Source organism: Bradyrhizobium sp. BRP23, assembly GCF_020194135.1.
GTDB classification, from domain to species: Bacteria; Pseudomonadota; Alphaproteobacteria; order Rhizobiales; family Xanthobacteraceae; genus Bradyrhizobium; species Bradyrhizobium yuanmingense.
In genome coordinates this window covers 180,086-204,154 of record NZ_JADYVW010000012.1, presented here as the reverse complement: position 1 = coordinate 204,154, position 24,069 = coordinate 180,086, and the positions used below count along the sequence as shown (strand labels likewise).

At 64.5% G+C, this 24,069-nt stretch carries 19 protein-coding genes; 6 read left to right on the top strand and 13 right to left on the bottom strand.

Annotation, left to right across the window (positions count from 1 at the left end; all coding sequences use genetic code 11):
- Positions 1–12: 12 nt before the first annotated feature.
- The 5 genes from I6F24_RS28650 to I6F24_RS28630 all read right to left on the bottom strand — a co-directional run bounded on the left by I6F24_RS28650 (position 13) and on the right by I6F24_RS28630 (position 4,968).
- Entirely contained in the window at positions 13–813 is an 801-nt protein-coding gene (locus I6F24_RS28650) for an AraC family transcriptional regulator (RefSeq protein ID WP_036023887.1), read from the bottom strand.
- A 184-nt stretch (positions 814–997) separates the two neighbouring features.
- The gene (locus I6F24_RS28645; RefSeq protein WP_225130463.1) at positions 998–1,654 is read right to left on the bottom strand and encodes a glutathione S-transferase family protein; all 657 of its coding nucleotides are present in this window, start codon (positions 1,652–1,654) and stop codon (positions 998–1,000) included.
- Complete coding sequence (locus tag I6F24_RS28640) at positions 1,654–2,817, bottom strand: acyl-CoA dehydrogenase family protein (protein WP_225130465.1); 1,164 nt, start codon at positions 2,815–2,817, stop codon at positions 1,654–1,656. The genes I6F24_RS28645 and I6F24_RS28640 overlap by 1 nt, the downstream gene beginning before the upstream one ends.
- Before the next feature lie 116 nt (positions 2,818–2,933).
- Complete coding sequence (locus I6F24_RS28635; protein ID WP_225152386.1) at positions 2,934–4,070, bottom strand: acyl-CoA dehydrogenase family protein; 1,137 nt, start codon at positions 4,068–4,070, stop codon at positions 2,934–2,936.
- A gap of 127 nt (positions 4,071–4,197) precedes the next feature.
- Positions 4,198–4,968, bottom strand: coding sequence for a helix-turn-helix transcriptional regulator (locus I6F24_RS28630; RefSeq protein ID WP_057025963.1), 771 nt, complete (start codon positions 4,966–4,968; stop codon positions 4,198–4,200).
- 186 nt (positions 4,969–5,154) lie between these two features.
- On the opposite strand from I6F24_RS28630, the gene I6F24_RS28625 reads away from it, so the two are divergent.
- From I6F24_RS28625 to I6F24_RS28610, 4 genes are all read left to right on the top strand, one after another.
- Complete coding sequence (locus I6F24_RS28625) at positions 5,155–7,419, top strand: marine proteobacterial sortase target protein (protein ID WP_225152357.1); 2,265 nt, start codon at positions 5,155–5,157, stop codon at positions 7,417–7,419.
- Positions 7,420–7,635: 216 nt separating this feature from the next.
- Complete coding sequence (locus tag I6F24_RS28620) at positions 7,636–8,205, top strand: class GN sortase (protein WP_225144870.1); 570 nt, start codon at positions 7,636–7,638, stop codon at positions 8,203–8,205.
- A 134-nt stretch (positions 8,206–8,339) separates the two neighbouring features.
- Entirely contained in the window at positions 8,340–10,556 is a 2,217-nt protein-coding gene (locus I6F24_RS28615) for an acetate--CoA ligase family protein (protein ID WP_225144869.1), read from the top strand.
- Positions 10,557–10,713: 157 nt separating this feature from the next.
- Positions 10,714–11,535 carry an MlaD family protein gene (locus I6F24_RS28610; protein ID WP_036002108.1) on the top strand — a complete coding sequence of 274 codons (822 nt, stop codon included), beginning with the start codon at positions 10,714–10,716 and terminating at the stop codon, positions 11,533–11,535.
- Positions 11,536–11,726: 191 nt separating this feature from the next.
- Here I6F24_RS28610 and I6F24_RS28605 read toward each other — a convergent pair whose 3' ends face one another.
- The 8 genes from I6F24_RS28605 to urtA all read right to left on the bottom strand — a co-directional run bounded on the left by I6F24_RS28605 (position 11,727) and on the right by urtA (position 19,562).
- The gene (locus tag I6F24_RS28605) at positions 11,727–12,767 is read right to left on the bottom strand and encodes an aliphatic amidase (RefSeq protein ID WP_225152355.1); all 1,041 of its coding nucleotides are present in this window, start codon (positions 12,765–12,767) and stop codon (positions 11,727–11,729) included.
- Between the two features lie 34 nt (positions 12,768–12,801).
- Positions 12,802–13,179, bottom strand: a complete 378-nt coding sequence (locus I6F24_RS28600) for a zinc ribbon domain-containing protein (RefSeq protein ID WP_225144867.1) — start codon at positions 13,177–13,179, stop codon at positions 12,802–12,804.
- A gap of 109 nt (positions 13,180–13,288) precedes the next feature.
- Positions 13,289–14,518 (bottom strand): formamidase, encoded by a 1,230-nt coding sequence (fmdA, locus tag I6F24_RS28595; RefSeq protein WP_036023909.1) that lies wholly within the window; start codon positions 14,516–14,518, stop codon positions 13,289–13,291.
- 27 nt (positions 14,519–14,545) lie between these two features.
- Entirely contained in the window at positions 14,546–15,235 is a 690-nt protein-coding gene (gene urtE, locus I6F24_RS28590) for an urea ABC transporter ATP-binding subunit UrtE (protein WP_036002119.1), read from the bottom strand.
- 68 nt (positions 15,236–15,303) lie between these two features.
- Positions 15,304–16,059: an urea ABC transporter ATP-binding protein UrtD gene (gene urtD / locus I6F24_RS28585; protein ID WP_225152353.1), complete on the bottom strand. Its 756-nt coding sequence runs from the start codon at positions 16,057–16,059 to the stop codon at positions 15,304–15,306.
- Between the two features lie 10 nt (positions 16,060–16,069).
- A complete protein-coding gene (gene urtC, locus I6F24_RS28580) occupies positions 16,070–17,212 on the bottom strand; it encodes an urea ABC transporter permease subunit UrtC (protein WP_225113327.1) in 1,143 nt (380 codons plus the stop codon).
- Positions 17,213–17,229: 17 nt separating this feature from the next.
- Positions 17,230–18,156, bottom strand: a complete 927-nt coding sequence (urtB, locus tag I6F24_RS28575) for an urea ABC transporter permease subunit UrtB (protein ID WP_225141260.1) — start codon at positions 18,154–18,156, stop codon at positions 17,230–17,232.
- A 146-nt stretch (positions 18,157–18,302) separates the two neighbouring features.
- On the bottom strand, positions 18,303–19,562 hold the full coding sequence (gene urtA, locus I6F24_RS28570) for an urea ABC transporter substrate-binding protein (RefSeq protein ID WP_036002134.1): 1,260 nt from the start codon (positions 19,560–19,562) through the stop codon (positions 18,303–18,305).
- Between the two features lie 169 nt (positions 19,563–19,731).
- Between urtA and I6F24_RS28565 the strand changes: the two genes are divergently transcribed.
- The gene (locus I6F24_RS28565; RefSeq protein ID WP_225152351.1) at positions 19,732–23,103 is read left to right on the top strand and encodes an ATP-binding protein; all 3,372 of its coding nucleotides are present in this window, start codon (positions 19,732–19,734) and stop codon (positions 23,101–23,103) included.
- The gene (locus tag I6F24_RS28560; RefSeq protein ID WP_225130491.1) at positions 23,087–24,013 is read left to right on the top strand and encodes a response regulator; all 927 of its coding nucleotides are present in this window, start codon (positions 23,087–23,089) and stop codon (positions 24,011–24,013) included. Before I6F24_RS28565 ends, I6F24_RS28560 begins: the two co-directional genes overlap by 17 nt.
- The last annotated feature ends 56 nt before the right edge of the window (positions 24,014–24,069 follow it).

Genomic DNA, 24,069 nt, shown 5'->3' with positions numbered 1-24,069 from the left:
CACCCTACGAAGCTACGAAGCCTCCGCCATCCGCACGGTCTCGGTGCTGCGATAGATCGCAAGATCGCGCGAGCCGACGAAGATCGCCCGCGGCTTCAATCCGTAGAAGCGGCGGATCGAGTGGCTGAAATGCGTGGAATCGGGATAGCCGATGTCCTGCGCCAGATGGGCGAGGTTGAGGTCCTGGTTGGCGAAGTGCAGCAGATACCGCGCGCGCTTCCAGGCGCGGAAGGAGCGGAACGAGATGCCGGTCTCCTCCTTGAACAGGTGCAGGAAGCGCGAGGCCGAGAGGCCGGCTTCAGCGGCGCAGGTATCCGCCGTCACCGGCTCGCCGGAGAAGCGCTCGATGCGGGCCACCGCACGCATCACGCGCGGATCCAGCACGCGGCGCGGCAGCGCCTCGCCAAAGCACATCTCGTCGAACTCGGCGGTGGTGATGTCGCCATAGCGGCGCTGACGCAAAAGTGCGTAGGCGGCGAGGATCTTGCGGGCATAGGCGGCCTGGTCGGGTCCGGTCAGGCGTGCGGCCAAGGCTTCGATCACGCCATCCGCCATGCTTTCCGGCTCCAGCGTCACGCTGATGACGGTGCGATAGTCGCTGGCGATGGAGTGCCGCTGGTTCGGCAGGGTGACGAACAGCTCGCCGGTGGCGAGAACGTCGTCGATGGTCAGGTGCAGATTGCCCTTCACCGCGACATAGACATGGCAGCAGCCGGGTGTCCGTTTGCGCGGACGACCAAGCAGGCCCGCATAAAACACCCGCTCCGGCGTGATCAGCATCAGATGGTCGGATTCGCGACCGTTATATTCCATTGGGTTCCTCCTCGCGCGGCTCTCTGGCCGCTGCGGACGGAGGTCACCTTAGCGGAAATTTGGGCGCTGTCACGGTAGGATAGCGCTGTCAAAAGACATGGCGCGTCGTGGACGCGCAATAACGCGAACCGGGAATCTCGAGGTTCCGGGACCGCGCTTCCGCGCCCCGGAATGACAGCCTCCCTTACGCCCTCACCCTCGGCGCGACATTCTGCTCTTGCCCGGCCTTTTGCTCCGCAGCAACCGCGCGCTTGAAACCCTCGCGCTGCTGCAGACGCGACCAATAGGCTGTGACGTTTGGCCCGAAATCCTTGGCAAGCCCGATATTGCTCGCGAGCCGAAGCGCGTAACCGATGACGATGTCGGCGGCGGTGAAGCGGCCAGCGCACAATGTTTCGGCATTCGCGGTCGCTGCCTCAACGGCGCGCAGTCTCCCCAGAAACCATTTCGCGTAATCGGTGGCGACCTGCGGGTTGCGGCGCTCCTCCGGCTCGAGCTGGGTGTATCTCAGCACCAGCGTTTGCGGGAAGGTTAACGTGGCGTCGCTGAAGTACATCCAGTTCAGGAACGTGCCGTAGGCGGGATCTTCAGGGCCGACCATCAACGGCGTCGGGCCGTATGTGATGCCGAGGTAATGGCAGATGCCGGAGGATTCCGTCATCCTGGTCTCGCCGTCGATCATGAAGGGGATGGTGCCGAGCGGATTGAGCGCGAGATAGTCCTTGGCGAAGACGCGCGGCGGGAACGGCAGCATCTTCAATTCATAGGGCAGCCCCATCTCCTCCAGCATCCAGAGCGGACGGAACGAGCGTGCGGCGTCGCAGTGATACAGCGTGATCATCAGGCGTTTCCTTTGCTGCCGGGCAGCGTGCCCATCATCTTGCACAGGACCATCAGCATGACCTCGTCGGCGCCGCCGCCGATCGAGGTCAAGCGGCTGTCGCGATAGGCGCGGCTGACCGGTGTCTCGTTGGTAAAGCCCATTCCGCCCCAATATTGCAAGCAGGCGTCGGTGAGCTCGCGGCCGAGCCGCCCGGCCTTCAGCTTGGCCATGGTCGCGAGCCGCGTCACATCCTCGCCGGCGACCAGCTGCTCGCCGGCGCGATAGATCAGCGCGCGCAAGAGCTCGACCTCGGTCTGCATCTCCGCGAGCTTGAAGTGCACGACCTGGTTGTCGAGGATCGACTTCCCGAAGGCTTTGCGGTTGCGGGTGTATTCGATGGTCTGGTCGATGATGTATTCGTGCGCCTTCAGACAGGCGGCCGCGCCCCACAAGCGCTCCTCCTGGAACTGGATCATCTGGTAGGTAAAACCCTGGCCCTCCTCGCCGATCCGGTTGCGCTTGGGCACGCGGACATTGTCGAAGAAGATCTGTGCCGTGTCGGACGAGCGCATGCCCATCTTGTCGAGTTTGCGCGCGACGGTGACGCCCTTGCTCTTCATAGGCACGCAGATCAGTGACTTGTTGCGGTGAACGGGGCCGTCGCCGGTGTTTGCGAGCAGGCAGATCCAGTCGGCCTGGGTGCCGTTGGTGATCCACATCTTGCCGCCATCGATGACGTAGTCATCGCCGTCGGAACGTGCCTGGGTCTTGATCGAGGCGACGTCGGAGCCTGCGCCCGGCTCGGAGACGCCGATGCAGGCGACGTAATCGCCCGAGATCGAGGGCGCCAGGAATTCGCGCCGCACCTCGTCCGAGCCGAACCGCGCCAGCGCGGGCGTTGCCATGTCGGTCTGCACTCCGATCGCCATCGGCACGCCGCCGCAGGTGATGGCGCCCAGCTCCTCCGCCATCATCAGCGCGTAGGAATAGTCGAGGCCCGAGCCGCCGAATTCGACCGGCTTGTTCAGGCCGAGGAAGCCGAGGCTGCCCATTTTCTTGAACAGCTCGTGCGCGGGGAAGATGTCGGCCTTCTCCCACGCATCGACGTGCGGATTGATCTCGTTGGCGATGAATCTTTGTAGCGAGCGGCGGATGTCGTCGTGGTCGGCGGTGAATAACATTTTGTCCTCTCGTCATTCCGGGGCGCGCGTAGCGCGAGCCCGGAATCCATTTGTCTACGGTGTCTGCGGCCCGATGGATTCCGGGCTCGCTTCGCGCCCCGGAATGACGGCCGTAGTCACAACCCCATCTGCCGCGAGGCCAGATCCTTCATGATCTCCTCGGTGCCGCCGCCGATGGCGTTGACCTTGACCTCGCGATAGATGCGTTCGGCCTTGATGCCGCGCATGAAGCCGGCGCCGCCGAAGATCTGCACGGCTTCCGAGGCGCAAAAAGCCATGGTCTGCGTCGCCTGGTTCTTCATCATGCAGATTTCGGCGACCGGGCTCTCGCCCTGCTCGAGCCGCCAGGCCAGCATCTCCAGCATGGCTTGCGATGCCGCGACCTTCTGCGCCATGTCGACGATCTTGTGGCGGATGACCTGGTGCTGCGCGAGCGGCTTGCCGAAGGTCTTGCGCTCCTTTGCGTAGGCGATGGCCTCGTCGAGACAGACCCGCGCAAAGGCGGTGCAGCTCGCGGCCATGCCCATGCGCTCGCTGTTGAAGTTCTGCATGATGATCTTGAAGCCTTGGCCCTCCTCGCCGATCAGGTTCTCGACAGGCACGCGGCATGCGTCGAAATGCAGCGTCGCGGTGTCGGAGGCCCACCAGCCCATCTTCTTCAGCTTGGTGCGCGACAGTCCGGGCGTATCGCCGTCGATCAGGAGCAGGCTGACGCCGCCGGCGCCCTCGCCGCCGGTCCGCACCGCAACCGTCAGGTAGTCGGCACGCATCCCTGAGGTGATGAAAGTCTTCTCCCCGCTGACGACGTAGTGATCGCCGTCGCGCCGCGCGCGCGTGCTCAGGTTGGCAACGTCGGAGCCGCCGCCCGGCTCGGTGATCGCCAGTGCGGAGATCTTCTCGCCGGCCAGCACCTGCGGCAGCACGCGCGCCTTCACCTCGGCGCGTGCGGCCCGCGCGATCGGGGGAGAGCCGATGGTGTGGCTCATCAGGCTGGCGCTGACGCCGCCTGCGCCGGCGCGCGCAAGCTCCTGGCTCGCGACGATCTTCATGAACTGGTCGGCGGCGACGCCGCCATATTCTTCCGGGAATCCAAGTCCCAAGAGGCCAATTTCGGCCGCCTTGCGATAGAGCTCGCGCGGGAATTCGCCGGCTTCGTCCCATTCATGGGCGAAGGGCGCGATCTCCTTCTCGACGAACCGCCGCATCGCGTCGCGGAACGCGTCGTGCTCGGCGGTATAGAACGGGCTCTTCATCGCGAGACTTGCCTCGACCGGATTCGTCCCGGCCACCATGGCTTTAACCTGGGCCGTTCACTTGCGCGGAGTGGCTGATCGGCGGACGCTTCGAACAAGCCAGCAACGCACCCCCAGCGGATTGCTGTCACAACGTCAAGAACAGCGCAAACGGCTCTTCCACCGTGCGGCGCAAGTGCTTTCGATACAAGGCGTGGTTGGGATCCTCGGGCGCAACCCGGCCCAAGGAAGGTTTTGGGATATTCCTGAGCGGCACATAGGCGATCGGCGCGGCGATCGGCGTGAGCTGCGAGCCGGGCCCGGCGCGCAGCGTCGAGATGATGCCGTACATCTCGCCTGATACCGTCGGCCGCGACACCGTGATCACGCGGTGCTGGCCGTGCTTGATGATGACGAGGTAGATGAAGCCGGACTGATGCGGAACGGCGACCTCGCCGGTATGCTCGTAGGCGGCATCGGTCCGATCGCCCTCGCGAAAGACCAGCGACGAGAGTTTCGGCTCCCAGGCGATCTCGGTGCGGTAGGCGAAGATCGCGTCCTTGTCGCCGAACGACGGCCGCAGGGTGATGTAGACGTCCTCGAGCCAGGTCACCGCGCGATGCGCATAGGAGCCGAGACTGTCGGGCGCGACGTCGTTTGCGGCGGGAGGCGCCGCCGCGACGACATTTTTGCGCAAGGAAACGCCGAGCGCCTGCTCCAGCCGGACTGTCGTCGCCAGCGTGAACGGCCGCCGGCCGCCGAGCACCTTCTCCAGCGTCGACAGGCTGAGCTTGGCTTGCTCGGCCAGCGCCTGCCGCGACATCCGGCGCCGGGCGAGCTCCTCGCGGATGGTCTCGGCGATCTCGCGGCTCTGCTCGTCCGAAAGCTGCTTGTCCGTGAGTTTGTCCTGCATCTGCATCGTCAGCCCCGCTCCAGGCCGGTCACTCTAGCAGGGCGGACAAACCAGCACAAAACCGCACATGACCGCCCCGGCTCAAGCGAGCCTGGGCCGGCCGCGGCGGAACATTGCCGATCATTCTGCTCGCGAAATCCCGCCCCGCCGGCGGATGCTGAGGACTAGCAAACATGCTTCGGAGCAAGCCAAATGAGCGCCTACGACACGGCCGATAGGGACGACCACCCGCTGTTGAGCCGCCTCATCAAGGTCGGACTGTTCCTTCTGGCGCAGGGCATCGCCGTGATGCTGGTCGCCTTCCTGGCCCTGCTGGTGAGTTTCGGGGCGAGCTGGTCGGCGACGACCGAACAGGCCAGCCTGCTCCAGCCCGGCGAAGCACGGTCGGGCAGCCTGCTACTGAAAGAGGACGGCACTACCACGGAGGCGATTCGCCTCGGGACCGATATCGACATCACCGTGTCGGGCCCGACCTTGCGCGCCCGCGTCACGCAAGCATTTCGCAACCCGACCAAGGATTGGGTCGAGGCCACCTACGTCTATCCGCTCGCGGCCGGCGGCGCCGTCGACACACTGAAGATGGTGGTCGGCGACCGCGTCATCATCGGCGACATCAAGGAACGGCAGCAAGCGCGCGTGATCTACGAGGAGGCGCGCCGCGCCGGCCAGAAGGCCGCGCTCACCGAGCAGGAGCGGCCGAACATCTTCACCAACTCGGTCGCCAATATCGGTCCCGGCGAAACCGTGCTGGTGCAGATCGAGTACCAGGAGCCGGTGCATCAAGTCGGCAACGAATATTCGTTGCGCCTGCCGCTCGTGGTCGGGCCGCGCTACAATCCCGCGCCGATCATCCAGAGCGTCGACTTCCGCAAGGACGGCTCGGGCTGGGGCGCGGCGACGTCGGACCCGGTGCCGGATCGCGAGCGCATCTCGCCCCCTGTGCTGGATCCCGCCAAACATGCGCCGCTCAATCCGACCAGCATCATTGTGCGCCTGCAGGCCGGCTTTGCGCTCGGCGAGGTCAAGAGCCACCATCACAACGTCAAGACGGAAAGCCCTGATAACATGACGCGCGTGGTGACGCTCGCCGACGGTGCCGTGCCCGCCGACCGTGATTTCGAGCTGACCTGGAAGCCGGCGGCCGAGACAGCGCCGTCGGTCGGACTGTTCCGCGAGCACATCGGCGATGCCGATTATTTGCTCGCTTTCGTCACCCCGCCGAGCGCCGAGCAGGCGGCGCAGAAGCCGCTGCCGCGCGAGGTCGTGTTCGTGATCGACAATTCCGGCTCGATGGGCGGCACGTCCATCGTGCAGGCCAAGGCAAGCCTGCTCTACGCTCTCGGCCGCCTGCAGCCGAATGACCGCTTCAACGTGATCCGTTTCGACGACACCATGGACATGCTGTTTCCGGCCGCCGTGCCGGCCGATGCCGCCCATGTCGGCGAGGCGACGTCCTTCGTCGGCGCGTTGCAGGCGCGCGGCGGCACCGAGATGGTGCCGGCGATGCGCGCGGCGCTGACCGACAGGCTCGGCGACACCGGCATGGTCCGCCAGGTCGTGTTCCTGACCGACGGCGCGATCGGCAACGAGCAGCAATTGTTCGATGCGATCACGACGATGCGCGGCCGCTCGCGCATCTTCATGGTCGGCATCGGGTCCGCGCCCAACACCTATCTGATGACCCGCGCCGCCGAGCTCGGCCGCGGCGCCTTCACCCATATCGGCTCCACCGAGCAAGTGGAGGAGCGCATGCGCGGCCTCTTCGCCAAGCTGGAGAATCCGGCCGTGACCGGCCTCACCGCAACGTTTTCCGAAGCCAATGCCGACGTCACCCCGGCGATCATTCCTGACGTCTATCGCGACGAGCCCCTGGTGCTGGCGGCGAGGCTCGACAAGCTCGCAGGCTCGCTCGAGATCAAGGGCCGCGTCGGCGACCGTCCGTGGTCGGTGACGCTGCCGCTGCAAAACGCAGCCGAAGGCAAGGGCCTGTCAAAGCTCTGGGCCAGGCGCAAGATCGCCGATGCGGAGGTGGCGCGCACCCTGCGCGAGATGACACCCGAAGCCTCCGACAAGGCGATCTTGGCGCTCGCGCTCGACCATCAGATCGTCACGCGGCTGACCAGCCTCGTCGCGGTCGACAAGACGCCAAGCCGTCCCGAAGGCGAACCGCTCAAGCTCAGCGAGCTGCCGATCAACCTGCCCGCGGGCTGGGATTTCGAGAAGGTGTTCGGCGAGCGGCCGCATCTGACGCCGACACAGCTGCACGAGCGCCATGCCGATGCGCGCAATCAGCCGGCAACGCGACGGCCTATGCCTGCTGCGCCCGATGCGATCCGCCTGCCCAAGACCGCGACCTCGGCCGAGCTGAAGATGATCGCGGGCTTCATCCTGATCGTGCTCGCCCTGATCCTGTTCGTGTTCAACCGGCGTCGGACCTTGCTCACCGACGCCGCTTGAGAGAGGAGCTCCCCCGAACTCCTCTGTTAGCGCGCGCGGCTGCCCGTCCCCTCCAAACGGCCGCGCGCGCCTTTTTTCACTGTCATTGCGAGGAGCGAAGCGACGAAGCAATCCAGACTGCCGCCGCGGAGACAGTCTGGATTGCTTCGCGGAGCCTGTCATCGGGCCGCGCTTCGCGCGGACCCGGTGGCTCGCAATGACGAGAGACGAAACACAATGCCCCGCTTCATCTCTCCGCTGGTCCTCGCGCTTGTCGGCCTCTTCCTGTTCGGCGACGGCGCCTATATCCATGCCAAGGCGTGGCTGGCGCAGGTGCTGCTGGAGCGCGCCTTCGACCGGAGCATTGCCACGGGACAGGCGGTAAAGCCCTGGTCCTGGGCCGACACCTGGCCGGTCGCGCGGATCGAGGTGAAGCGGATCGGTGCCAGCGCCATCGTGCTGGAAGGCGCGAGCGGACAAGCGCTCGCTTTCGGGCCAGGTCATATCCAGCACACGGCTGATGCGGGCGAACGCGGGATTGCCGTCTATGCCGCCCATCGCGACACTCATTTCCGCTTCCTGAAGGATGTTGCCATTGGCGACGTCATCGATGTCACGCGCAGTGACGGTCGACACTTTCGCTATCGCGCGGATTCCTCGGCCGTGGTTCGCTTCGATGCATCCGGCATCGATCCCATGGCACAGGGTTTCGAGCTTGTTCTCGCGACCTGCTGGCCATTCGATGCCGTCACATCCGGCCCCGAGCGCTACATCCTGCATGCGACATTGATTGGCGCCGACGGATAGATCGCCGATCGGACTGACACGCACCGGTGCGCGCTTCATTCCACCACACGGCATACCAGCCACACAGTTGCCAAAGGACTCGCCATAGAACAGAGTGACGCGACACCAATAAGAACAACAGGTGAGGTCACGCCATGGAAGCCCGTGTGTCTGCTGCGCCCGCATCACGTCCATGGTCTCCGCCGCCCGATGCCAGCGACATCGTCAAGGGCATCCACGCAATGCTGCACCCGCACAACATCGTGCTGGTGGGCGCGACCGACAAGCCCGGCAATTATGCCGAGCGCATCTGGAACAATCTGATCAAATATGGTTTCGAAGGCGGGCTCTATCCGGTCAACGCCAAGCGCGATACCGTCTGGGGCGTTCCCTGCTACAAGGATTTTGCGAGTCTTCCGGAGAAGCCCGATCACGTCCTGGTGCTGGTGCCTGCGCGCTTTGCCGTGCAGGTGATCCGCGACGCCGCCGCAGCCGGCGCGCGGTCGGCCACCATCGTCACCTCCGGCTTCAGCGAGCTGCAGGATGACGAAAGCCAGAAGCTCGCTGCCGAATTGCAGGCTGCGGTGCGCGAGACGGGGCTCGCGGTCACGGGTCCGAACTGCCTCGGCAATTTGAGCGCTGGCGAAAAGCTCTTCACCAATATCGACGATCGCATCGTCACCATGGAACAGGGCGCGGTGGCAATCGCCGGCCAATCCGGCGCCATCGTCATGGCGATCCGCCAGACGCTGGAAGACCGGGGTGTCGGCGTCGGCTACATGGTGACCACGGGCAACGAGACCGGGCTCGAGACGCCGGATCTGATGCGCTATTTCGCCGAGGATCCGAGCATCAAGGTGATCGTCGTCTATCTCGAAGGGGTGCGCAACACCAAGGCGTTCCGCGATGCCTGCAAGGCGGCGCGCGCGGCGAGCAAGCCCGTGATCGCGCTCAAGCTCGGCGCCTCCGAAGGCGGCCGGGCCGCGGCGATGGCGCATACCGGCGCACTCGCCGGCTCGATCGAGACGTTCGACGCGATCGCGACGCGCGAAGGGGTGATCCGGGTCGGCGGCCTCGACGAGCTGATCGAGACCACCGAGTGCTTCGTGCACGCGGCCGTTCCGAAAGGCGACCGGCTCGCCGCTGTGACGCTGTCCGGCGGCAAGCGCGGCATGCTGATCGACGCATTCTATGCCGCAGGCCTGAATTTCACGCCGCTGAGCCCGCATGTCAGCGCGGAGCTGGCGAAGATGCTCGGCCCCGGCTCGATCGTCGGCAATCCGCTCGATGCTGGCTTTGCCGCAGTGGTCGATCCCTCCGTCTACATGAAGTCGATCAAGCTGATGATCGACGACCCCGATATCGACATCGTCATCGTCGATGCCGAGCTGCCGAAGGCGCCGCACGAGCTGCGCGAGCGCAATTTGCGCATCGTCAACGAGATGGCGAGCCAGGCGGGCAAGCCGGTGATCTACATCAGTGCGATGTCGATCGGCTTCACCGAATACACCAAGGGCTTGCGGAAGTCGCTGCCGCATCTCGCGGTCATGCAGGGCATGGACCGCGCGGTGACCGCGATCAAGTCGCTGCTCGCCTATGCGAAGCTGCGCAAGGAGGTGCCCGATATCGTCTCGAGCTCGAAACCCGCCGCCCGCGCCGTGCTGGAGAAGACGTTGAAATCGGCGACCGGTGCTGCGCTCGACGAGGTCGCCTCGAAGAAGCTGCTCAAGGCCTACGGGATCCCGATCTCGAAGGAGGCGATCGCGCAGACTGCGGCGGACGCCGTGAAGATTGCGAAGCAGATCGGTTTTCCGGTCGTGGCAAAACTCGTCAGTGCGGAGATCCTGCATAAGTCGGACATCGGCGGCGTGGTGCTGAACCTCAACAGCGCAGCCGAGGTAAAGAAGGCGTTCGCCGACATCACCGCGCGGGTGGCGAAGCTCAAGGGCAAGCCGAAGCTCGACGGCATCCTGATCGCACAGCAAGTCAAGGCCGAGCTCGAGCTCGTCGTCGGCGCCTCGCTCGATGCAGAGATGGGGCCGGTCGTGCTGTTCGGCACCGGCGGCATCGATATCGAGCTGATGAAGGACGTCGCGCTCGCCGGCGCGCCGCTGGATGAGAGCGAGGCACGGCTCCTGATCGGCCGCACCAAGGCCGGCGTCAAGATGCGCGGCTATCGCGGCAGGCCGGTCTTGCACGAGGCCTCGGCGGTGAAGGCGCTGGTCGGGCTGTCCAACCTGATCGCGGATGCGGGCGATCGCATCGCCTCGATCGATATCAACCCGTTCCTGATCAACACCAGGACGGGCGTGGCCGTCGATGCCCTGATCGTGCTGAACAATGCTGCGGCAAAGCGGGCGGCCGGGCATTGAGGTGCGTAGGTCCGTAGGGTGGATTAGCGCAGCGTAATCCACCAATTCATCCCCAGGCGTACGAGAGATGGTGGCGGGTTACGCTTCGCTAACCCGCCCTACGTAACATCGCGGGCTCCTTCCAACTTCCCCGCTTTGGCCGTAAAATCGCCCCTGCATGGCACGCGCGAGCAATCTTGTGATCGGAACGGCAACGCTGGCAGCGATCGCCGTGGCGTTCGGCGGCCTGCTCGGCGCGCAGAAATGGCGCACCATCCAGAGCCGCAGCCAGTTGCGCGTGGTGTTCGAGGGCGGCTCCGCCAGCGGGCTGCGCCGCGGCGGGCCGGTCAATTTCGACGGCGTGCCCGCCGGCCAGATCCTGTCGATCAAGCTGGATAGTCCGCGCAGGATCGTGGCACTCGTCATGCTCGACAACACCGCGCCGATTCGCAAGGACACCGTGGCCGGAATCGAGTTCCAGGGCCTCACCGGCATTGCCGCGATCTCACTGATCGGCGGCGCCCCCTCTGCACCGCCGGTGCCGCTGGACGCGGACGGCATCCCGGTGCTGACGGCCGATCTCAGCGACGCCGAAACCATCGTCGAAACCCTGCACAGCGTCGACCGCACCATCGTGAACAACGCCCCCGCAATCAAGGAGGGCCTGCACACGTTCGAGACCTATACCGCCGACCTCAGGAGCAAGGGCGCCGAGATCGATTCGGTCATGGCCAAGGTCGACAGCGCCTTTGCGGGCTTCGACAAGGCGGTCGCCAAGATCGAGGGCGCGGTGCCGGGCTTCGTCGACGGCAAGGCCGACGAGCTGTTCGAGAAGATCCAGGGACTGCACGAGCTTGCCGGCACCATGAAGAAGAAATCGGCGGCCTACCTCGACGACATTCGCCGCTCGCTGCTCGACGTCAGCGAGGCCGCCAACAAGATGAGCGGCACGCCGGCGCCGCCGCGGCCCCCGCGCAGGCCCACCGAGCAGAAGCGGTAACGCCTCTTTCTTACCCTCCACTGGAGGGGGAGGGTCGGCTCACATGGAGCGTAGCGAAATGTGAGACGGGGTGGGGTGACGGTCTCTCCCCATCCAACAGCGCCCGAGAGGAGGGATCGCCCCACCCCGCTCGCGCTACGCGCGATCAACCCTCCCCCTCCAGGGGAGGGTAAGGCGGAATCGGCGACGGCTCAGTAATTGCCGGCCGCCGCGCCGTTCGGGATGCCGTCGATCGGGCATTCCTCGGTGCCCGGCGTCGCGCGGGTCATTGCTTCGACCATGTCGCGCGTGCCTTCGGGATCCCTGATCCAGTTCTTGTAGAAATCATACGGGCACGCGGCGACGCCGCGCGGGCTGTCGCCGGAATTGATCATGCCGGTGTAGCCGCGGTGAACCAGCTTGTAGAGATGGTTCTGCGACTGGCCGTTGCGGCGCGCGTCGCGGATCAGATGCTTCGACAGCTGCGCGTACTGGATGCCGTAATCCTCCTCGCCGCATTCGCCGAGCGTGCGGCCGTCGAAACCGATGATCGCGGAGTGGCCGAAATAGGAATAGACGCCGTCGAAGCCGGCGGCATTGGCGACCGCGACATAGACGTTGTTGGCCCAGGCCATGGCCTTTGAGATCATGACCTGCTGCTCCTTGGCCGGATACATGTAGCCCTGGCAGCGCACGATCAGCTCCGCGCCCTTCATGGCGCAGTCGCGCCAGATCTCCGGATAATTGCCGTCATCGCAGATGATCAGGCTGACCTTCAGACCCTTGGGCCCCTCGGAGACATAGGTGCAATTGCCGGGGTACCAGCCTTCGATCGGCACCCAGGGCATGATCTTGTGATACTTCTGCACGATCTCGCCCTTGTCGTTCATGAGGATCAGGGTGTTGTAGGGCGCCTTGTGCGGATGCTCCTCGTGGCGTTCGCCGGTGAGCGAGAACACGCCCCACACTTTGGCCTTGCGGCAGGCTTCCGCGAAGATCGCGGTCTCCTCACCCGGCACCATCGAGGCCGTCTCGTACATCTCCTTGGCATCGTACATGATGCCTTGCGTGGAATATTCCGGGAAGATCACGAGATCCATGCCGGGCAGCCCGACCTTCATGCCGACGATCATGTCGGCGATCTTACGGGCGTTGTCGAGCACCTCGGCCTTGGTGTGCAGGCGGGGCATCTTGTAATTGACCACCGCGACGCCGACCGTGTCGTTGCTGCTGGAGATGTCACCGTGAAGCATGTGGAGCGCTCCTGTTGTCTGATGCTGGCGTGGGTTAGTGGCTGATCATCCAAGGGCGTGCGGTCGGAAAGCCCTTGGCACCGCTCCTGGTCTTGGTCACCAGCCGCGCCGGCTTTGTCCTATCCGCTGCGCTCTTGTCCTTCACGGTCTTGCCCCAGGAGCAGCAGCCGCAGCCCGGGCCGTGCGAGGCCTTGTATTGCGCCAGCGTCTGCGGTGCGTGCGTGCTGCGCTCGTTGACGGCGTGCGCCTTGCGCTTCTCCGCCGGCATGCAGAAGAAGTTCGGCGCCGTCAGGATGACGCGGGGCGCCATCGTCTCGCAGTGTGGGCAGCTCTGCGGATCGTCGCATTCCGCCATCGGGCGCAGGTCCTTGAAGGGACCGCAGTCGTCACAGAGATATTCGTAGACCGGCATCGCATCATCCCACTTCTGTGCTCAACACAACTCGCTGCCACCGTGCGTGTGGAGACAGCCCCTCACCCCGAACCCTCTCCCCGTGAGAACGGGGAGAGGGAGCGCGGCGTCACTTGTCCGGCGAGATCGGCATCTGAATGTCGCCGGTGATGTGCTTGATGGGTCCGGCCGCCGACGGCATCACGTCGAAGTCGAAGATCTCGGTCGGCAACCATAGCGTGGCGCAGGCGTTGGGCACGTCGACGACGCCGGAGATGTGGCCCTGGCACGGCGCGGTGCCGAGGATCGAATAGGCCTGGGCGCCGGAATAGCCGAACTTCTTGAGATACTCGATCGCATTCAAGCAGGCCTGGCGATAGGCGACGTGGACGTCGAGATAATGCTGCTTGCCGGCCTCGTCCACCGAGATGCCCTCGAAGATCAGATAGTCCTTGTAGTTCGGCGTGATCGGCGACGGCTTGAAGATCGGATTCTTGATGCCGTATTTCGACATGCCGTCCTTGATCACCTCGACTTTCAGGTGCAGCCAGCCGGCCATCTCGATCGCGCCGCAGAAGGTGATCTCGCCGTCGCCTTGGCTGAAGTGCAGGTCGCCCATCGAAAGACCCGCGCCGGGGACGTAGACCGGGAAGTAGATCTTCGAGCCGCGCGAGAGATCCTTGATGTCGCAATTGCCGCCATGCTCGCGCGGCGGCACGGTGCGCGCACCCTCGGCGCCGATCTTGGCTTTCACATCGCCCTTGGCGCGGCCGCCATGGGCGGTCGGCGCGAACGGCGGATTGGCAAGGCCGGGCACGCGGGTCGGGTTGGTCGAGATCAGCTCGGCCTCGCGCTTGTTCCAGGTGTCCAGCATCTTCGGATCGGGCAGACAGCCGATCAGGCCAGGATGGATCAGACCGGCAAAGTTGACGCCGGGCACGTGACGCGATGAGGTGTAGAGACCCTTGATGTCCCAGATCGACTTCTGCGCCAGCGGGAAATGGTCGGTGAGGAAGCCGCCGCCGTTCTGCTTGGAGAAGAAGCCGTTGAAGCCCCACAGGCTCTCCTTGAGCGGACCGACGTCGAGCAGGTCGACGACGAGAAGGTCGCCGGGCTCGGCGCCCTTGACGCCGATCGGGCCGGAGAGGAAGTGCACGATCGACAGGTCGATGTCGCGCACGTCGTCGGCGGAATCGTTGTTCTTGATGAAGCCGCCGGTCCAGTCATAGGTCTCGATGATGAAATCGTCGCCGGGATTGACCCAGGCCACGATCGGGATGTCGGGGTGCCAGCGGTTGTGCACCATGTCGTTTTCATAGGCCGACTTGGTGAGATCGACCTTGATCAATGTCTCTGGCATCGAGATGCTCCCCTTTTACACGGTTGGTTAGACGGACAGATATTTCGAGACCTGCGCGGCATCGACGGCATCGCGCGGATCATCGCGCACGATCTCGCCGTTCTCGATCACCAGCACGCGGTCGGCGATGTCGAGCGCGAAGCTCAGGACCTGCTCGGAAACGACGATCGAGAGCCCCTTCTCGTCGCGGATGCGCTTCAACGTGCGCGCCATCTCCTTGATGATCGAGGGCTGGATGCCTTCGGTCGGCTCGTCCAGCAGCAGCACCTTCGGCTTGGTGGCGAGCGCGCGCGCGATCGCCAATTGTTGCTGTTGCCCGCCGGAGAGATTGCCGCCACGGCGGCCCTTCATCTCCAGCAGCACCGGGAACAGTTCGTAGATGTCGTCAGGCACCTCGGAGCCGCCGGAGACGACGAGCCCGGTCTCGATGTTCTCCTTCACCGTCATGGTGGAGAAGATCATGCGGCCCTGCGGCACATAGGCGAGACCCTTGGCGACGCGCTCAAAGCTCTTGAGGTTGCCGAGCTCGGCGCCATCCATGTTCACCGAGCCGCTTTTAGCCGGCAGGATGCCCATCAGCGACTTCATCAGCGTAGTCTTGCCCATGCCGTTGCGGCCCATGATCGCAACGATCTCGTTCGCCGCGACCTTGACGTTGAGCCCGTGCAGCACCTCGCTCTGGCCGTAGGCGACGTGGAGATCAGAAATAGCCAGCATCAGCCTGCTCCTTGCTTCTGGCGCATGATCTTGTCCGGAAACCGGACGCCACTTTCCGGGATCATGCGCTAGTGACCGAGGTACACTTCGATGACCTTGGGATCGTTCTTCACCTTCTCCATCGTCCCCTCCGAGAGGATCTGGCCCTGGTGCAGCACGGTGACCTTGTGCGCGATGTCCTCAACGAACTTCATGTCGTGCTCGATCACCAGCACCGAACGGTTCTTGATGATGCGGTTGAGCAATTCGGCGGTCTTGACGCGCTCGGACACGCTCATGCCGGCGACGGGCTCGTCGAGCATCAAGAGGTCGGGATCCTGGATCAGCAGCATGCCGATCTCGAGCCACTGCTTCTGGCCGTGGCTGAGCTCGTCGGCATAGGTGTTGAGCTTGTCCTTGAGGAAGATCATCTCCGCGACCTCCTCGACCCGCTCCTTCACCAGCTGGTCGCGCTGGAAGGTCAGAGAGCCGAACACGGTGCGGCCGCGCGGAAACGAGATCTCGAGGTTCTCGAACACGGTGAGATCCTCGAACACCGACGGCGTCTGGAACTTGCGCCCGACGCCGGTCTGCACGATCTCGTTCTCCTTCATCTTCGTGAGCTCCTTGCCACGAAACTGGATCGAGCCCGAGGTCGCCTTGGTCTTGCCGCAGATCAGATCGAGCACCGTGGTCTTGCCGGCGCCGTTGGGGCCGATGATGACGCGGATCTCGTTCTCCTCGACATAGAACGAGAGATCGTTGACCGCCTTGAACCCGTCGAACGAGACGGTGAGGCCGGAGACCGCGAGCAGGAAGTCCTTCGGCTGATGACCGATGAGCATGATCGCCTCCTCACTCTGCCGGCGCGCCGTCGGCGACGGAATTGTCGGTCCAGTTCTCCTTCGCCTTGCGCGAGGCGAACAGCCGGTCGATGCGCGGCTGCACGTAATCGGCCCAGAGCCCGGACAAGCCGTTCGGGAAAGCAAGCACGACCGCGATGAACAGCGCGCCGAGGCCGAACAGCCAGAGTTGCGGGAAGGATTCCGACAGGCTGGTCTTGGCGAAGTTCACCAGGATCGCGCCCCAGACCGCGCCGAAGATCGACATCCGCCCGCCGACCGCGGTGTAGATCACCATCTCGATCGACGGCACGATGCCGACGAAGGACGGCGACATGAAGCCGACGTTGAGCGCGAACATGGCGCCGCCGATCGCGGCGAAGACCGCGGCCATGCAGAAGGCAAAGATCTTGAAATTGGCGACGCTGTAGCCGGAGAAGCGGACGCGGTCCTCCTGCTCGCGCATCGCCACCAGGATGCGGCCGAGCTTGGTCAGGCGGATGAACTGCGCGATGCCGATGCAAGCGAACAGCAATACCACCTCGACGAAGTACAGGATGATCTTGGCGTGATCGGGCCGGATGTCCCAACCCTTCAGCGTGCGCAGGTCCGTCATGCCATTGATGCCGCCGGTATAGCCCTGCTGTCCCACGATCAGGATGGTGAGGATGGCCGCGACGGCCTGGGTGATGATCGCGAAATAGGTGCCGCCGACGCGGCGCTTGAACATCGCGGTGCCGATGATCAGAGCGAACAGGCCGGGCACCAGGATGATGGCGAGGATGGTGAAGGTGAGGCTGTGGAACGGCTGCCAGAAGAACGGCAGCGCCGTGATCTGATTCCAGTCCATGAAATCGGGGATGCCGGGCGTCGACTGTATCTTGGTGTTCTCGACGCTGGAGGCCTCGAGCTTGAGGAACATCGCCATGCAATAGCCGCCGAGGCCGAAGAACACGCCCTGCCCCAGGCTCAAGATGCCGCCATAGCCCCAGCACAGCACGAGGCCGATCGCGACGAAGGCGTAGGTCAGATATTTCGCGACCAGGTTGAGGCGGAAGACATCCAGCGTCAGCGGCAGGATCACGAACAGCACGGCGGCGAGCGCAATGAAGCCCATCAGTTCGGATCGATTGAAGAAGCGTGAGTTGATGATCATGACTTGCCTGCTTCTCGTTATTTGCGGACCTTGAGGGCGAACAGACCCTGCGGCCGCAGCATCAGGATGCCGACGACGGCGAGCAGTGTGAGCACCTTGGCCATCGAGCCCGACATGAAGAACTCGAGCGTCGATTGCGTCTGCGAGATCGAGAAGGCCGAGGCGATGGTGCCGAGCAGGCTGGCGGCGCCGCCGAACACGACGACGAGGAAGGTGTCGACGATGTAGAGCTGCCCCGACGTCGGCCCGGTCGAGCCGATCATGGTGAAGGCGCTGCCGGCGACACCGGCGATGCCGCAGCCGAGGCCGAAGGTGTAGCGGTCGACCTTCTCGGTGTTGATGCCGACCGCGCCGGCCATGATGCGGTTCTGCACGACCGCGCGGACCTGACGGCCCCAGCGCGACATGTAGAGAACGTAGGCGACCGCAATGGTGATCAGCACGGTGAGGCACATCACGAAGACGCCGTTGATCGGCACCTCGATGCTGTCGGTGACGCGCAGCGAGCCCAGCATCCATTGCGGCAGCTCGACGCCAACCTCGCGCGCACCGAACACCGAGCGATATGCCTGCTGCAGCATCAGGCTGAGGCCCCAGGTGGCGAGCAACGTGTCGAGCGGGCGCTTGTAGAGGTGCCGGATCAGCACCCATTCCACCAGCATCCCCAAGGCGCCGGAGGCGAAGAAGGCCAGGATCATCGCGAGGAAGAAGTAGCCGCTGAACAGGCTCGGCAAATTAGCCTGGAAGAGATTGGAGGTCATCCAGGTGACGTAGGCCCCGAGGATCATGAACTCGCCATGGGCCATGTTGATGACACCCATCTGGCCGAAGATGATGGCAAGGCCGAGCGCCATCAGGACATAGACGGAGAACAGGATCAGTCCGGCAAACCCCTGCATGACGAAGATCGAGCCGAGGTCGCCAATCGAATAGTCGCCGAACATCCGTGTCCTCCGTCGGGAAAGGGTCCCGCGTCGCGAGCAGGTTCGCGACGCGGGGGCTTGAGGCATGGACTTGCGATCCACGCCAGGGAGCGGTTTTGCGTTGAGGAGAAAGTGCGGCGGACGCCGCGTCTTAACGGTAACGCTTCTTACTGGTAACCCTTCGGGAACGGATCCGGCTCGACGAGATCGGCGGTCTCGTAGATCAGCTCGAACTGGCCATCGAGCTTGGCGCGCCCCACCCGGGTCTTCGACCAGAGGTGATGGTTCTCATGGATGCGCACATAGCCCTCCGGCGCGCCCTTGAACTCGACGCCTGTCGAAGCCGTGGCGATCTTGTCGACGTCGAAAGAGCCGGCCTTTTCGACCGTCAGCTTCCACAGCCACGGGCCGAGATAGGCAGCCTGGGTGACGTCTCCGATCACGGTCTTCTCGCCCCACATCTTCTTGAACGCCGAGACGAAAGCCTTGTTGTTCGCATTGTCGAGCGACTGGAAGTACTTCATGCAGGCATAGGCGCCCGCGATGTTCTCGCCGCCGATACCGTCGATCTCGTCCTCGGTCACCGAGATCGTCAGCAGTGCCTGCTTGGAGAGATCGATGCCGGCCGCCTTGAGCTGCTTGTAGAAGGCGACGTTGGAGCCGCCGACGACGTCGGTGAAGATCACGTCCGGCTTGGTCAGCTTGATCTTGTTGATGACCGAATTGAACTGCGTCGAGCCGAGCGCATAATATTCCTCGCCGACCACTTTGCCCTTGAGCACGTTCTCGACGTGCTTGCGCGCGATCTTGTTGGAGGTGCGCGGCCAGATGTAATCCGAGCCGATGAAGAAGAAGGACTTGGCGCCCTTCTCCTTGGCGATCCAGTTCAGGCCGGCGAGAATCTGCTGGGTCGCTTCCTGGCCGGTATAGATGACGTTCTTGGACTGCTCGAGGCCTTCGTAGAAGGTCGGGTAGTAGAGCATGCCGTTATATTGCTCGACGACCGGCAGCACCGCCTTGCGCGAGGCCGAGGTCCAGCAGCCCATGATCGCCGCGACCTTGTCGTTGACGAGGAGCTTCTTCGCCTTCTCGGCGAAGGTCGGCCAGTCCGATGCGCCGTCCTCCTGGATGAACTTGATCTTGCGGCCGAGCACGCCGCCGGCCGCGTTGATCTGCTCGATCGCAAGCTTTTCGGCCTGGATCGAGCCGGTCTCGGAGATCGCCATGGTGCCGGTCGCCGAATGCAGGATGCCGACCGTGACCTCGGTGTCGGTGACGGCCAGACCCGTGGTGTTGACCGCCGAGGTCGCCGGCGCCTGCGCAAATGACCCGCGCGGCAGCATGGTGATGGCCGGGACCGCGGCCATTCCCATCAATAATTTGCGCCGCAGCGGCGACAACAGGCCCTTGTTTGCTTCGTCTGACATGAGCACCCCACTTTTGTTCGAGAACACGCGATTGGTGCCCGTGAGGATGGCTCGAATTTATGCAGCCCACGCATACGCAAGATCGCGTATACTGCACCGCAAAATGCCGACGTAGGCTTCTGGTACGGAATTTGCGAGGGGTCCGGGTCCGTATCGGGAGTGGGGTTAAGTGGCAGGGCGGCAGCGAATAGACCGCGTCAGGCGCCAGTACAATCAATGGGTCGCCAACCAGACGCTGGAAGATTACGCCCTGCGCTTCACCGCCAAGAGCGCGCGGCGCTGGTCCGCCGCCCGCGTCGCCAACACGGCACTGGGCGCGATCTCGTTCCTGGCGATGGAGGCGATCGGCGGGACCATCACGCTGAACTATGGCGTCACCAACGCGACTGCCGCCATCGTCGTGGTTTCCATCATCATCTTCGGCTGCGGGGTGCCTATTGCGTACTATGCCGCCAAATGCGGCATCGACATCGACCTGCTGACGCGGGGTGCCGGCTTCGGTTACATCGGCTCGACCGTCACCTCGCTGATCTACGCCTCCTTCACCTTCATCTTCTTCGCGATCGAGGCCGTGATCCTCGCCTCAGCGGTCGAGATGTGCTTCGGGATTCCGCGGCCGGTGGGCTATCTCATCAGCGCCGTCGTCATCATCCCGCTGGTGGCCTACGGCATCACGCTGATCAGCCGCTTCCAATTGTGGACGCAGCCGCTGTGGGTGATCCTTCACATCATTCCGTTTGCCGCGATCGCCTGGCACAACCCGCGCTCCTTTGCGGAGTGGCACAAGTTCTCCGGCGAGCACGGCGACCTCAACGGGCATTTCGATCTCCTGCTGTTCGGCGTTGCGGCCTCGGTCGTGTTCTCGCTGGTGGCGCAGATCGGCGAGCAGGTCGACTTCCTGCGGTTCCTGCCGCGCGACCGCCGCGCCTCCAGGGCCTCCTGGTGGATGGCGCTGATGAGCGCGGGGCCGGGCTGGATCGTGCTGGGCGCGCTGAAGCTGCTGGCGGGCTCGTTCCTCGCCTTCTTCGCACTCAGCCACGGCGTGCCGCCGGAAGAAGCCGCCGAGCCGGCGCACATGTATCTCGAAGCATTCCGCTATGTGCTGTCGCAGCCCGACCTCGCTTTGGCCTTGACCGGCACTTTCGTGATCCTGTCGCAGGTCAAGATCAACGTCACCAACGCCTATGCCGGCTCGATCGCCTGGTCGAACTTCTTCTCGCGCCTGACCCACAGCCATCCCGGGCGCGTGGTGTGGCTGGTCTTCAACGTCGTCGTGGCCCTGCTGCTGATGGAGATCGGCGTCTACAAGGCCCTGGAGCAGACGCTGGCGCTCTATTCCAACGTCGCGATCGCCTGGGTCGGCGCGCTGGTCGCCGACCTCGTCATCAACAAGCCGCTCGGACTGCGGCCGCAGCAGATCGAGTTCAAGCGCGCGCATCTCTACGACGTCAATCCAGTCGGCGTGGGAGCGATGACGATCGCGACCATCGTCTCGATCAGCGCCTTCTACGGCCTGTTCGGGCCGACCGCGAAGGCGCTGTCGGCCTTCATCGCGCTCGCGGCGGCCTTCCTCACGGCGCCGTTGATCGCCTGGGCCACAGGCGGCAAATACTACATCGCGCGCAAGCCGAAGCGGAGCTGGCAGAACATCGAGGCGATCCAGTGCTGCATCTGCGAGCACTCGTTCGAGCCGGAGGACATGGCCTCCTGCCCCGCTTACGCGGGGCCGATCTGCTCGCTGTGCTGCTCGCTGGACGCGCGCTGCCACGATCTCTGCAAGCCGCATGCGAGATTCCAGGCGCAGGTGTCGGAAGCGCTGGGCCGGCTGATGCCGCAGCCGATCTACGCCCGGATCAACTCGCAAGTGGGCCACTATATAGGCGTGTTCGTGGTCTCCGCCGGCCTGATCGCCCTGGTGCTGGGACTGATCTATCTACAGACGTCGGCGAATGTGCACGGCGACAACGAGCTCGTGTCCGACGTGCTGTGGAAGGTGTTCTTCTCGCTCAGCATCATCATCGGCGTGGTGGCGTGGCTGTTCGTGCTGGCGCAGCAGAGCCGCCGCGCCGCCGAGGCCGAGACGCGGCGGCAGACCGCGCTGCTGATCCAGGAGATCGACGCGCACAAGCGCACCGATGCCGAGCTCCAGCGTGCCAAGGAGGTCGCCGAATCCGCCAACCTCGCCAAGAGCCGCTATGTGGTCGGGCTGAGCCACGAGCTGCGCTCGCCGCTCAATGCAATCAGCGGCTATGCGCAACTGCTCGAGCAGGATACGACTCTCGGCGCCAAGCCGCGCGACCAGGTCCGCGTCGTTCGCCGCAGCGCCGACCACCTCTCCGGCCTGATCGACGGCATCCTGGACATCTCCAAGATCGAGGCGGGGCGGCTGTATCTGTCGCGCGACGAGGTGCGCTTGAGCGAGTTCCTCGACCAGCTCGTCGGCATGTTCCGCCTCCAGGCCGCCGCCAAGGGCATCGACTTCGTGTTCAGGCGGCCGCCGACGCTACCGCGGGTGGTCTATGCCGACGAGAAGCGGCTGCGTCAGGTGCTGATCAACCTGCTCTCGAACGCCATCAAGTTCACCCAGTCCGGCAGCGTGCAGTTCGTGGTGCACTACCGCAGCCCGGTCGCCGAGTTCGAGGTGATCGACACCGGCCCGGGTATCCAGGGCGACGACCTCGAACGCATCTTCGCGCCATTCGAGCGGGGTGCGCTCGGCGCGTCGCAGCCGCAGACCGGCACCGGCCTCGGGCTCACCATCAGCCGCCTGCTCGCCGGCGTGATGGGCGGGGACATCAAGGTCACGAGCACGGTCGGCACCGGCTCGACCTTCAGGGTCAAGATCCTGCTCTCGGAGGTCGCCAATCCCCAGCGGATCGCGCCGGTGGAGGCGCCGGTCTCAGGCTATCACGGCCCGCGCAAGACCATCCTCGTCACCGACGACGATCCCGTGCATCGCGACCTCCTGCGCGAAGTGCTGACGCCGCTCGGCTTCATCCTGCTCAGCGCACCCGACGGCGCCGGCTGCCTCGCATTGGCGCAGCATTGCCGGCCCGATCTGTTCCTGCTCGACATCTCGATGCCTGCCATGGACGGCTGGGCGGTCGCCGAGGCCTTGCGCGCCAGCGGCCATCATCAGGCCCGCATCCTGATGGTGTCGGCAAGCGCGCTCGAGGCTCATGGCACGCCGCTGGCGCAGCCCTTCCACGACGGCTACCTGATGAAGCCGATCGACATCCCGCGGCTGCTGGCGACGATTCGCCAGCTTCTCAAGATCGAATGGCAATACGGCTCGCATGAGGTCGCGGTGCCGTTCTGGCATCCGGAGACCGGATCGAAGCCGCCGCTGCGGCACATCGAGGCGCTGATCGGGCTCGGCCAGATCGGCTACGTCAAGGGCATCCAGCTGAAGCTGGACGAGATCGGCAGCGAGCACCCCGAGCATGCCGACTTCGTCGCGCAGATGCGGTCGCTGGTCGATCGCTTCGATCTCGACCAGTACATGGACACATTGAAGACGTTGCATGCTTATGAGCATTGAATCGAAGAAGCGCGACGTCGCGCTCGTCGTCGACGATTCCCCGGAGACGCTCCGGCTGCTCACCGACGCGCTCGACAGCGCCGGCATGACGGTGATGGTGGCGCTCGACGGCGCCGCGGCGATGCGAATCATCGACCAGATCACGCCCGACATCATCCTGCTCGATGCCGTGATGCCCGGCATCGACGGCTTCGAGACCTGCCGCCGGCTCAAGCGCGACGCGGGTCTCGCCAATGTCCCGGTGATCTTCATGACGGGTCTGGCCGAAACCGAGCACATCGTGCGTGGATTGGAAGCCGGCGGCGTCGACTACGTGACCAAGCCGATCGTGATCGAGGAGATGCTGGCGCGCATCCGGGTCCATCTCGGCAATGCCCGGCTGACCCAGAGCGCGCGCGCCGCGCTCGACGTCTCCGGCCGTTTCCTGTTCGCGGTCAATCGCCAGGGCAGCGTGCTGTGGGCGACGCCGCAGGCGCAGAAGCTGCTATCCGATCATCACGGCGCGCAGACCGACGACTTCGTGCTGCCGCCGACGCTGCTGCAATGGCTCGAGCAGGCGAAGGCCAAGAGCGGCTCGAAATCCCAGGCCGCGTCGCTGCCCGATAGTCCGCAGCTCCGCTTCTATTACATGGGCGAGACCGCGCCGAACGAATTCCTGCTGCGGCTGTCCAAGGAAGCCGGCACCGCGCTGCCGCCCGAATTCACCAGCGAGCTCGGCCTCACCACGCGCGAAGGCGAGGTGCTGGCCTGGCTCAGCAAGGGCAAGACCAACCGCGACATCGCGCAAATTCTGGGCCTCAGCCCGCGCACCGTCGACAAGCACCTGGAGCAGATCTACGCCAAGCTCGGCGTCGAGAACCGGACCGCCGCGGCCGCGATCGCCGCGAATGCGACGCGGCGGAATTCTTGAGCGTGGTGTAGATGAGTTGAGGCGCTGCCAACCGAGCAAATGGTGTCGTCCCGGAC

What these genes read in the sequence shown, in the direction of transcription:
- I6F24_RS28650 (WP_036023887.1), bottom strand. Translation starts at nt 813, where the DNA reads ATGGAATATAACGGTCGCGAATCCGACCATCTGATGCTGATCACGCCG.
- I6F24_RS28645 (WP_225130463.1), bottom strand. Translation starts at nt 1,654, where the DNA reads ATGATCACGCTGTATCACTGCGACGCCGCACGCTCGTTCCGTCCGCTC.
- I6F24_RS28640 (WP_225130465.1), bottom strand. Translation starts at nt 2,817, where the DNA reads ATGTTATTCACCGCCGACCACGACGACATCCGCCGCTCGCTACAAAGA.
- I6F24_RS28635 (WP_225152386.1), bottom strand. Translation starts at nt 4,070, where the DNA reads ATGAAGAGCCCGTTCTATACCGCCGAGCACGACGCGTTCCGCGACGCG.
- I6F24_RS28630 (WP_057025963.1), bottom strand. Translation starts at nt 4,968, where the DNA reads ATGCAGATGCAGGACAAACTCACGGACAAGCAGCTTTCGGACGAGCAG.
- I6F24_RS28625 (WP_225152357.1), top strand. Translation starts at nt 5,155, where the DNA reads ATGAGCGCCTACGACACGGCCGATAGGGACGACCACCCGCTGTTGAGC.
- I6F24_RS28620 (WP_225144870.1), top strand. Translation starts at nt 7,636, where the DNA reads ATGCCCCGCTTCATCTCTCCGCTGGTCCTCGCGCTTGTCGGCCTCTTC.
- I6F24_RS28615 (WP_225144869.1), top strand. Translation starts at nt 8,340, where the DNA reads ATGGAAGCCCGTGTGTCTGCTGCGCCCGCATCACGTCCATGGTCTCCG.
- I6F24_RS28610 (WP_036002108.1), top strand. Translation starts at nt 10,714, where the DNA reads ATGGCACGCGCGAGCAATCTTGTGATCGGAACGGCAACGCTGGCAGCG.
- I6F24_RS28605 (WP_225152355.1), bottom strand. Translation starts at nt 12,767, where the DNA reads ATGCTTCACGGTGACATCTCCAGCAGCAACGACACGGTCGGCGTCGCG.
- I6F24_RS28600 (WP_225144867.1), bottom strand. Translation starts at nt 13,179, where the DNA reads ATGCCGGTCTACGAATATCTCTGTGACGACTGCGGTCCCTTCAAGGAC.
- fmdA (WP_036023909.1), bottom strand. Translation starts at nt 14,518, where the DNA reads ATGCCAGAGACATTGATCAAGGTCGATCTCACCAAGTCGGCCTATGAA.
- urtE (WP_036002119.1), bottom strand. Translation starts at nt 15,235, where the DNA reads ATGCTGGCTATTTCTGATCTCCACGTCGCCTACGGCCAGAGCGAGGTG.
- urtD (WP_225152353.1), bottom strand. Translation starts at nt 16,059, where the DNA reads ATGCTCATCGGTCATCAGCCGAAGGACTTCCTGCTCGCGGTCTCCGGC.
- urtC (WP_225113327.1), bottom strand. Translation starts at nt 17,212, where the DNA reads ATGATCATCAACTCACGCTTCTTCAATCGATCCGAACTGATGGGCTTC.
- urtB (WP_225141260.1), bottom strand. Translation starts at nt 18,156, where the DNA reads ATGTTCGGCGACTATTCGATTGGCGACCTCGGCTCGATCTTCGTCATG.
- urtA (WP_036002134.1), bottom strand. Translation starts at nt 19,562, where the DNA reads ATGTCAGACGAAGCAAACAAGGGCCTGTTGTCGCCGCTGCGGCGCAAA.
- I6F24_RS28560 (WP_225130491.1), top strand. Translation starts at nt 23,087, where the DNA reads ATGCTTATGAGCATTGAATCGAAGAAGCGCGACGTCGCGCTCGTCGTC.